The following is a 7375-nucleotide window of genomic DNA, read 5'->3' as shown; positions in this document are numbered from 1 at the left end:
CCCGGCGGACCCGGTGAGTACGAGATCGACCTGTGGTCGACCAGCAACGTGTTCCTCGCTGGTCACCGCATCCGGGTCCAGATCACCTCCAGTAACTTCCCCCGCTGGGATCGCAACCTCAACACCGCCGAACCCGCAGAACTCGCCACCACCGCGGTCACCATGCGCACCGCCCAGCAAACCATTTACCACGACGCTGCACGACCCTCCCACATCATCCTGCCGATCGTCCCGCCCACGCCGTAAACACCGCCGACCCGAACCGATGAGAAGCCCGAGGACGCCGAGCAGGTCGGCCTCCTCGGGCTTCGCCACCTCCGCAGCCGACATACCTACCGCCGTCTGCGAATCGCCAGGTGCCGAGTGGCGACAACTCGTGTTGGAATCGACTGGCAAGATCATGCGACGAAAGCCGGCCGAGCACTCCGGCGGTAACCAGAAGACACCAGCTGTTGCGCTGGTGACAGTCGGCGCCGAGCCGGTCTCCGCCATCGCTATACCGCGCACCAGGGTTGCCAGAAGGCCTTTCGCGCGAGTTCGCCATCGCCCGACTGCCCCGCGTAGCCCGCGCTGGCACCGCCTGGACGGGCAACTCGGCCACGTTGGCTTGTTCGTACCGCATAATGAGTTAATGTTCAGTAACATAGAGCGGCACGGCGGACTCCAGTCGATCTGACAGCGGCACACCTGCGAACCATGCGGTCCGGTACGGGATGCAGATCACGATCGACAATACGAAGCGAACGGCCCGACGTCGGCATCCACAGCGCCGCCACCGGCACCGACCCGGTGGCTCCCGATGTCGAAGGGTGACGGTAGTTCAGATCCGGCCGATCGACCATCTCGAAGCATGGCAGATGCCGGGTGTGGTCGACGGAGCCTCCTTGCACGGGCTGTACCTCGGCGCGGTGTCCACTGGCGAAGCCGTACCGAGGGCGATGGCCGCCGCCTGAACGGACCCTTCAGGACGGACCTGACGTCTGCTCGAGGTGCGCGCAGCGACGAATTCCTACCTAGCAGCACCGTAGACACCACGGGCTAGCATGAAGCGACACCGACATCATTCGCGAATCGCTCAAGGAGATGGCACCATCAGTACCGACGCCACCGAGGTAGCCGTCGACCCGACTCCCTCTCGCCGCGATGAGCTACTGCGCAGCGCGGCGTCCTTGTTCGCGCAGTACGGCGTGAACGGCGTTTCGACCAATCAGATCGCGGCTCAGCTCGGATTGTCCGGGCCTGCGCTCTACCGGCATTTCGAGAGCAAGGACGCGATTCTGTCGGAGCTATTGCTCCGGGACAGTCGTCGCCTTCGCGACACCGCAGGTGAGATCATCCGCTTTCTGGAACCGCGGCCAGCGCTCACCGCGCTCGTGGAAGCACATGTCGGCTTCGCCATCGAGCACACCGATCTGATCGTGATCCAGTCGCGAGAACTGCAACATCTCCAGGGACCGGATCGGCAGACAGTTCAAGAGATACAGCGCGAGTACATCGAGATATGGGCCGCCACACTGCTCCGCGTCCGCCCCGAAATAAGTCTGTCCACCGCGCTATCGGCCACCGTCGCCGTTTTGGGGCTGATCAATTCCGCACCATTCGGCCTCCAACGGGAAAGCGGGAAGAAATTGGGCCCGTTGTTACAGCAGATGGCGATCACCGCGCTGCTCATGTCCGATATTTCGTAATCTTCTCAACGTTGCCGTCGACGGAGACACACGCGACGCGCCCCCGCGTCAGTCGAGTCGCACGCGCGCTCCTGCATCTAGAGATCCCGAGGCCACCGCAGGAGTTCGCGTCTCCGGAACCGCGGAGTAGCTCGCGAGCACAACATGGAATATAGGAGCATCGGCCGCGCTCAGCGAGTCTCGTACGGTCTGCCGAGCCGTGAACATTCCGGTCGCCGGAGAGGCATTCCGGACGCGTCCCGCCGTCAAACGGACGCCGAGACGATAACGTACTCGAGAAGCCGGATGAGCGTCGTCTTTGCTGACTCACGATTGCGGGCATCGCAGAGTTGCACAGGGACGTGAGGGGCGATGTCCATGGCCTCGCGCACCTCGTCCTCATCATAGAAGTCGGCCCCATCGAAGCAATTCACCGCCACGATGAACGGGATCTGCCTGGACTCGAAGAAATCGACCGCCGCGAACGATTCCGCTAGCCGACGGGTGTCGGCCAGCACCAGCGCACCCAGTGCACCGACCGAGAGTTCAGGCCACATGAACCAGAATCGGTCCTGCCCCGGCGTTCCGAACAGGTAAAGGATGACTTCCGAGTTGATGGTGATTCTGCCGAAGTCGAGAGCGACGGTGGTGGTCGTCTTGGATTCGACTCCACTGATGTCGTCGATCGAGGCACCGAGATTAGATAGCTGTTCCTCGGTACGCAACGGCGCGATCTCGCTGATCGCTCCCACGAATGTCGTCTTACCGACCCCGAAGCCGCCCGCGATCAATACCTTGGCCGCGCGAGCGGAATAATCTATAGTTCCGTGCCCCTCAAAGGACGCGAATGCCATCGAGAACCGCCTGGAGTAGTTGTAGATCCGGCCTACCTTCGGATCGGATCGGATCGGTGTAGGTGATGTAGCCCGACTGGATCAAGTCGCCGATCAGCACCTTGACAGCCGCGAGCATCAAATTCAGCTGTGCCGACACCTCGGCGAGTGAGATCGGGCGACCTTGACACATATGCAAGATCTCGGCGCACTCCCGATCCAGCGGTGCCCCTTCGGCAGCCGGCCGGATCGCCACAATCAGTGTGAGGATGTCCAGCTCGTGCGTGTCACGCGCGGCACGCCCGCGGGTGACCGCGAACGGCCGTACCAGTGGACCGGGATCGTCCTCCAGCGCGGAGAAATCATCTGGGTAGTTCATGACTCGCGCTAGACATTCAATCCACCAGGCCGCACCCGCGGCAGCGCCGACAGTTTGTCGCCGACCTGTTCGATGATCACGTTCACCTCGTAGGCCACCATCCCCAGGTCCGAGTCCTCCGAGGCAAGCAGCGCCAGGCACGCACCATGTCCGGCTGCGGTGACGATGAGATAGCCGTACTCGAGCTCGACCACGGTCTGATGGACGAGTCCTTTATCGAACTTTGCGCCCACTCCCCTGGCCAGGCTGCCGAAGGCGCTGGACATCGCTGCAAGATGTTCCGCGTCTTCTCGTTCGATGCCGACCGACTGCGCGATGACGAGTCCGTCATCGGACAGCACCACAGCCTGTTCCGCGCCCACCAACCGTGCGACCAGATCGTTCAGAAGCCAATTCAGACTACCGACCACGGCATTGGCCCCCGAGAAGTCATCCATCTGTCGACCGTCCGTTTCTGCCGTCGGTCCTGTCGACCGAGCGGCGCCCTTGGCGTGTCCCCTGCTGCAGGGACGCCATCGTCTGTCGTGCGTTCACCGGGCTGCGCCGTACCCGTGGCTCGTTCGGGTGATCTTCGAGGGGTACACCCTGTTGTTGTGTGGCACCGTCGTCGATTCGAAGTTGTGACGCTAGATGCGATTGTTTCCGCCGCTTGGGGAGTGGCTGCTTGCTGGCTCGGCTGTGCCGCGCGGCCACGTTGCCGATAGGCCGGTACTGCTCCGTGTGCATGGTGGCCACCGGGCTCGGCGCGGTCGAGACGGACGGCTCGGCCACCGCGGGCAGCGGGGCGAACAACCGGTGCCTCGGTACGGCCGGATCGAGTTCCTGATCATTACTTCGATCGAACTGCGGTTGGTCACCGCCCGGGTCGAGCAACTCGGTCGGCAGGAGAACGATCGCCTTGACACCGCCGTAGGCGGACTCGGTCAACACCACTCCGATGCCGTGGCGCCGGGCAAGCTGCCCTACCACGAATAATCCGAGGTGCCGGTAAGTGCCGGCTGCCATCTGCTGGAACTCGGGCGGACTGGCGAGCAGTGCGTTGAGACGCTCACGCTCACTGAATCTGATCCCCAGCCCCTGGTCCTCGATCTCGATCGCGACACCCTTGCCCACCAGATTCCCGTGCACCGAAACCGGTGATTCGGGCGGCGAGAACGACGTCGCGTTGTCGACCAGTTCCGCGAGAAGATGGACGAGGTCGGCGATGACCTTTCCGTGCACGCGGATTTCCGGAAGCCTGACCGCATTCACTCGCGCGAAGTCGCTGGCCTCGGAGATGGCGCTACGCGCGATCTCCTCCAGCGGCACGGATCGACGCCACTTCCGCCCTGGCTGACCTCCACCCAGGATCAAGAGATTCTCGGCATTGCGCCGAGCACGCATTGCCAGATGGTCCAGCTTGAAGAGCAGTTCGAGGTGTTCGGGGTCTTCCTGTTTGCCCTCCGCCACGTCCAGCACCGCGAGCTGTTGATGCACAAGAACCTGGCTCCTGCGGGCGATGTCCAAGAACACACGGGTGAATCCGCCGCGGGTCTCCGCCTCGGCAGCAGCGGCGCTCAGAGCGGCGCGCTGCGCTGAGTGAAACGCGCGTGCGACCTGCCCGAGTTCGTCTTTGCCGTGATCCGCCAGGACCAGCTCACTGTCCACATCGACTGGCTGCCCGTCCCGCAATCGGTGCATCATTGCGGGCAATGCGTCATCGGCGAGCTCGAGCGTCTTGTCCCGCAACGAACGCAATCGCCGGATGAGCCCGGTGGCAATGACCATCGCGACGACACACGACGCCAGCGCGAGCGCCAGTACACCCGCTCCGAGGTACCACGCGCGCATCATCTGACTGCTCGCCACTTCTTTCGCGATTGCCGCGACGTAGAGGCTGTGGCCCTCCCAGAGGGCACGCAACGTCACGGCGATGCTCTCCTGCGCGGCCAGCCACGCGGCGCTGTCCACCGGCAGCTCACCGGTATTCCCGAGAACCTCATCGGCCGTGCTCACCAGCTGCCACTGCGGACTCGCGGCCAACGCGGCGTACTGTTGGCGTTCGGACTCGGTCATCTGCGGAAGCGAAGCCTCGAGTTGACTGCGAAAACCTCCGGACAGTCGCAGGTACTTCGCGCGGGCGCCGAAGTCGAGCGCGCCACCGCCTTCGATCAGCCAACTCATGAGACCGACCGACCGCGAGTGCAGTTCGGCTGCTCGCAGCAGATCCGCTTCCACGGTCAGCTCGACAGCTGTACGTGCATCCGTGACGCTGCGAGCCGAGGCATCGAAACTGACGGCCGCCATATCGGCAAGTCTGGAATAGAAGGTATCGACCTCGTCCTTGCCGCCCCGGGAACTGTCGATCGACCGCCTGAGCACGTGCAAGTCGTTCACCATGCCTTCGAAGACAGGGACGTTTCTCTCATAATCTGGATCGATCTTCTTGAACGCGGGCGCTGAATCCGGAACCCAGCGCAAGGCGACGTCCGTTTTGGTGCGCAGGTTTTCCAGATCCTTCGCCGCCTGCCGGTCACCTGCCAGAGCTCGTAGACTGGCAGTCCGTTCGGCCTGCACCGATATGATCGCATCAACGACATTGTCGGTCTGGACCCCGATCAGCTCGGACCAGTACACGGTACGCATGCCGTCCCGGAGAGACGCCTGCACGAACACCGCCCCGACCGACACGACCGTGATTACCGGGATGAGCACGACGACGAGGACTCGCACCCGGATCGAAACCGAACCGCGTGCAGAGCGCACCAGCCGCCCCGCCGCGTGCACAGCCCGCACTATCCCCGTCCACGCCACCGGCAACCTCCTGGTTTATCGAACGCGTCACAAGGTAGACGACCACCAACGACTAGTCAACGCCTGGTAACATTTGAACCGATTTACCAGCAAAAATGCCACGTATGCAGGGCTTTCATCGGTCAAATGACTGTTATCCACTATTAACAATGCCAGCGGCAAGCATTCGTCGGCATCACCACCGCGGCTAGCGCTGGTGCTGCCGACCGGGGTTGACACCAGCCGACGGGTCGGGTTGATCGAAATTGGCAGATCGGCGTAGATGCGATAAGCCATCCTCCACCGCACCAGTGCCTTTGAGCAGGACTGGCGAGTTCGGCACAGGGCGATCGCGACCCGAAGTCCGGCCGCGGCCGCGATCGGTTCTCGCGATACCTTCCTCAGGCGATGGCGGGCCGACGGGACTGGGGGACGCGCGAGCTGCGCGACCAACGCCCACCATCACCATCGGCGGGGTCATCGATAGCGAGGTGAACGCGCTCACGGTGGCGCCGGCCGGGCGTACGCCAATAATCGACGTGACGACGGCAACCGGAGCGGCCACACTCGCCATCACATCCTTGACGCGCTGCTATACGGAGTCCGAAAAAGGCACCTTCTCCTATGGAACCGCAGCCGGAGCCGCTGCGCATTGGAGACGGGTCGAGTGTCGGCGAGGTGCCGCTTCGGCTACTGCGGGAACACCGCTTGTCTGTGTCCTACACCACAAGTAGAACGCAGCAGGACCTGGATTGCACTGGTGTCCGACACAGGGGTCCAGTCGGAACTTGGGCTCTGAACCAGTCTCAGGGCAGGGTGATGTGCGGTGAACTCGGCGCGCCGTGCCCGGAACGCGGGGCGTGAACCAGCGTTATGGCGACCGGGATCGCTGCGGCGATCAGCAGAGTGCTGGCTCGACGACTGCGGATTCGTTGTTCCACACCAATACTCGTGGCACCCGATCCCACCCCGAGATCAGTTCCCAACGCCCGGCCAACAGGTCCGGACTTTGGCGCGTCGGGATCATCACCGCCGCGATTATCCGCGAATACCCGGTCACTATGACCAGCACCGGCGGTCGACCGACATGCCCGAACCCGAGCGGAATATCGACAGGCGGGACCATCGATCGCACTGGGCGAACTCGCCGGCCTGGTATTCGGTCCGCGACGCCGGATCAGGAGGTCGAACAACGGCCCCAGCGGCGCGACCCGGTTGAAAACTCCGTCTTGCCGCGCTGCCAGTCGAAATTGGATAGATCTCGACATGGGCCAGACGCGCATCGCTTCTGTTGGTCAGCTGATCTCGAGATCACACGTCGCTGTGCCGTGCTGCCTGGAGTCGGCGGTGATCCGGACGGCACCCGCCGTCCGGGTCGCGCGCACGACCGCGAGCGCCCTGCCGTAGTAGGTGGTGTGTTCGTGGTCGGCGAACGATTCCTCGGTGGCAGGCGCCGCGCTGCCGAACCCGGCGAGGGTGGCGGGCCCCTCGATTGTCAGGCGGACCATATCGTCGGCGAGCGACTCGACCACACCGTCCGAATCGGCGATTTCCACGGCTATGTAGGCCAGATCGTCACCGTCGGCCGCGAGTTCGCTCCGCTCGGCGCGCAGCACGAGCCGCAGCGGTCCCTGAGCACTGCGCAGGCGCGACCGGTGGACCTGGCCGTCACCGCTGCGAGCGACCGCGACCAGTTCGCCCGGACGATAGGGCAGCGAGAATCG

General features: G+C 63.6%; 9 protein-coding genes and 1 pseudogene. 3 read left to right on the top strand and 7 right to left on the bottom strand.

Features of this window, described 5'->3' with window-relative positions; all coding sequences use genetic code 11:
• From HOV91_RS38015 to HOV91_RS38000, 3 genes are all read left to right on the top strand, one after another.
• Nucleotides 1-246: CocE/NonD family hydrolase (locus HOV91_RS38015; protein ID WP_174190036.1), on the top strand; the 246-nt coding region annotated here is incomplete at its 5' end.
• Nucleotides 247-809: 563 nt separating this feature from the next.
• Nucleotides 810-953 (top strand): hypothetical protein, encoded by a 144-nt coding sequence (locus tag HOV91_RS38010; RefSeq protein ID WP_174190035.1) that lies wholly within the window; start codon nt 810-812, stop codon nt 951-953.
• A gap of 90 nt (nt 954-1043) precedes the next feature.
• A complete protein-coding gene (locus HOV91_RS38000; protein ID WP_281371102.1) occupies nt 1044-1688 on the top strand; it encodes a TetR/AcrR family transcriptional regulator in 645 nt (214 codons plus the stop codon).
• Between the two features lie 245 nt (nt 1689-1933).
• Here the strand turns inward: HOV91_RS38000 and HOV91_RS37995 are convergent, their stop codons facing one another.
• From HOV91_RS37995 to HOV91_RS37965, 7 genes and pseudogenes are all read right to left on the bottom strand, one after another.
• Nucleotides 1934-2521, bottom strand: a complete 588-nt coding sequence (locus tag HOV91_RS37995) for a GTP-binding protein (RefSeq protein ID WP_174190034.1) — start codon at nt 2519-2521, stop codon at nt 1934-1936.
• Nucleotides 2502-2879 carry a DUF742 domain-containing protein gene (locus HOV91_RS37990; RefSeq protein WP_174190033.1) on the bottom strand — a complete coding sequence of 126 codons (378 nt, stop codon included), beginning with the start codon at nt 2877-2879 and terminating at the stop codon, nt 2502-2504. Before HOV91_RS37990 ends, HOV91_RS37995 begins: the two co-directional genes overlap by 20 nt.
• A gap of 8 nt (nt 2880-2887) precedes the next feature.
• Nucleotides 2888-3316: a roadblock/LC7 domain-containing protein gene (locus tag HOV91_RS37985; RefSeq protein WP_174190032.1), complete on the bottom strand. Its 429-nt coding sequence runs from the start codon at nt 3314-3316 to the stop codon at nt 2888-2890.
• A complete protein-coding gene (locus tag HOV91_RS37980; RefSeq protein ID WP_174190031.1) occupies nt 3309-5672 on the bottom strand; it encodes a sensor histidine kinase in 2364 nt (787 codons plus the stop codon). Before HOV91_RS37980 ends, HOV91_RS37985 begins: the two co-directional genes overlap by 8 nt.
• Nucleotides 5673-5699: 27 nt before the next feature.
• Nucleotides 5700-5948: a hypothetical protein gene (locus HOV91_RS37975; protein ID WP_174190029.1), complete on the bottom strand. Its 249-nt coding sequence runs from the start codon at nt 5946-5948 to the stop codon at nt 5700-5702.
• Nucleotides 5860-6225 (bottom strand): flavin reductase, encoded by a 366-nt coding sequence (locus tag HOV91_RS37970; RefSeq protein WP_174190030.1) that lies wholly within the window; start codon nt 6223-6225, stop codon nt 5860-5862. The genes HOV91_RS37975 and HOV91_RS37970 overlap by 89 nt, the downstream gene beginning before the upstream one ends.
• 721 nt (nt 6226-6946) lie before the next feature.
• Nucleotides 6947-7375, bottom strand: a pseudogene (locus tag HOV91_RS37965) (hypothetical protein); the annotation flags it as partial.

It is taken from the genome of Nocardia barduliensis, from assembly GCF_013315795.1.
GTDB lineage: Bacteria > Actinomycetota > Actinomycetes > Mycobacteriales > Mycobacteriaceae > Nocardia > Nocardia barduliensis.
This window is presented reverse-complemented; position numbering and strand designations above follow the sequence as displayed.

What these genes read in the sequence shown, in the direction of transcription:
- HOV91_RS38000 (WP_281371102.1), top strand. Translation starts at nt 1,044, where the DNA reads ATGAAGCGACACCGACATCATTCGCGAATCGCTCAAGGAGATGGCACC.
- HOV91_RS37995 (WP_174190034.1), bottom strand. Translation starts at nt 2,521, where the DNA reads ATGGCATTCGCGTCCTTTGAGGGGCACGGAACTATAGATTATTCCGCT.
- HOV91_RS37990 (WP_174190033.1), bottom strand. Translation starts at nt 2,879, where the DNA reads ATGAACTACCCAGATGATTTCTCCGCGCTGGAGGACGATCCCGGTCCA.
- HOV91_RS37985 (WP_174190032.1), bottom strand. Translation starts at nt 3,316, where the DNA reads ATGGATGACTTCTCGGGGGCCAATGCCGTGGTCGGTAGTCTGAATTGG.
- HOV91_RS37975 (WP_174190029.1), bottom strand. Translation starts at nt 5,948, where the DNA reads ATGGCTTATCGCATCTACGCCGATCTGCCAATTTCGATCAACCCGACC.
- HOV91_RS37970 (WP_174190030.1), bottom strand. Translation starts at nt 6,225, where the DNA reads ATGGCGAGTGTGGCCGCTCCGGTTGCCGTCGTCACGTCGATTATTGGC.